Origin of the sequence: Streptomyces sp. MI02-7b (assembly GCF_033793585.1) — a bacterium.
GTDB lineage: Bacteria > Actinomycetota > Actinomycetes > Streptomycetales > Streptomycetaceae > Actinacidiphila.
In genome coordinates, this window is the sequence record NZ_JARAWX010000068.1 from 1 (window position 1) to 1,274 (window position 1,274).

The following is a 1,274-nucleotide window of genomic DNA, read 5'->3' on the forward strand; positions in this document are numbered from 1 at the left end:
CTAGTGCGTTGACCACGAACGTTGCCGGGGTTGGTTAGGCGGCTTTGGGTCGTGGGCGGCCCCAGCGTTGTTGGCGTTCGCTGCGGATCTTGGCGCGTTCGCGGCGTTGGGCGGCCAGTACGTCGGGGTGGCGGGCGTTGGCGTTGCGCCACCTCAGATAGTCCTGGAGCCTGCGGGCGAGCACGGTGTGGTTGGGGTGGTCCGAGCCGCCCATGACGAAGTTGCGTAAGGGTCCGAACTGGGCCTCGATCGGGTTGGCCCACGATGCGCTCGTCGGAGTAAGGCAAAGCTCGACCTTGTGCTTCTTCGCCCAGGCCCGGATCGCCGGGGTCTTGTTCGCCGAGAGGTTGTCCATGATCACGTAAATGGGGGCGCCGTCGGGGCGGGCCGCCCGGATCGACTTCAGCGCTGCCAGGCTGTGGTCGCCGCCCTTGCGGCGGCGGGTCACGCCCCACAGCCGGTCGTCGCCGAGGGAATAGCAGCCGTGGAAGTACCGGATCCCGTGAGTGCGGTGGTAGGTGGCCGGCAACCGGTCCGGCTTCTTCTCCGGCGCCCAGCAGGTGCCGTGGCAGGGCCGGATCGATAGCGGGCCGAACTGATCGAAAGCGAAGCACCGGTCCGGGAAGCGGCTGGTCACGTGCTCGATACGGTCGAGTTTGTTGTCTTTTTCCGGGTCCTTGGACTCCTTCCAGGTGCGGGTGCGCTGGAAGGAGATCCCGTGCTCGCGCAGGATCTGCCGCAGCCGTTCGCGGCCTATGCGCACCCGGTGATCCCGATTGCCGGCCAGGTAGTCGGTGAGCTTGCGAAGGCTCCAGTGCGTGAACGGGCGCCCCAGCTTCATCGGGCGGGTCTTGGCCGTCGCGATGATGAACTCACGGTCGTCATCGCTGATCAGGCGGGGACGGCCTCCCGCCCACCGAGGGTCCAGCGCGGCCAGACCTTTCTCGTTGAACGCATGGATCACGTCCCGGACGGTGTCCTCGTGCGCCGCGACCAGCCTGGCGATCGCCGTCACAGTGGTACCCGAAGCCGACGCCATGATGATCAGTGCCCGGCGGACCCGCACCGACTCGTGGCGGCCCCGCCGGACGATCTGCTGCAGCCTCTGCCCTTCTTCATCGGTCAATCGCCGTGCCCTGACCGGCTCTGCCATCTTCACCCTCACCCTCAACAGCGACCACGTCGACATCGAGGATGGCGCCACCAATCCAGCACCGCGAGCACCGACCAGGGGGTCCTCAGCACCCCAGCAACGTTCGTGGCCAACGCACTAG

Annotated in this window: 1 protein-coding gene; it reads right to left on the bottom strand. The window is 67.1% G+C overall.

All coding sequences use genetic code 11. From position 1 onward, the window contains the following. Window positions 1-34: 34 nt before the first annotated feature. Window positions 35-1,153: an IS630 family transposase gene (locus tag PV364_RS41080; RefSeq protein ID WP_319666055.1), complete on the bottom strand. Its 1,119-nt coding sequence runs from the start codon at window positions 1,151-1,153 to the stop codon at window positions 35-37. Window positions 1,154-1,274 lie beyond the last annotated feature (121 nt).

Coding starts and splice junctions, on each gene's coding strand:
- PV364_RS41080 (WP_319666055.1), bottom strand. CDS start 1,153: ATGGCAGAGCCGGTCAGGGCACGGCGATTGACCGATGAAGAAGGGCAG.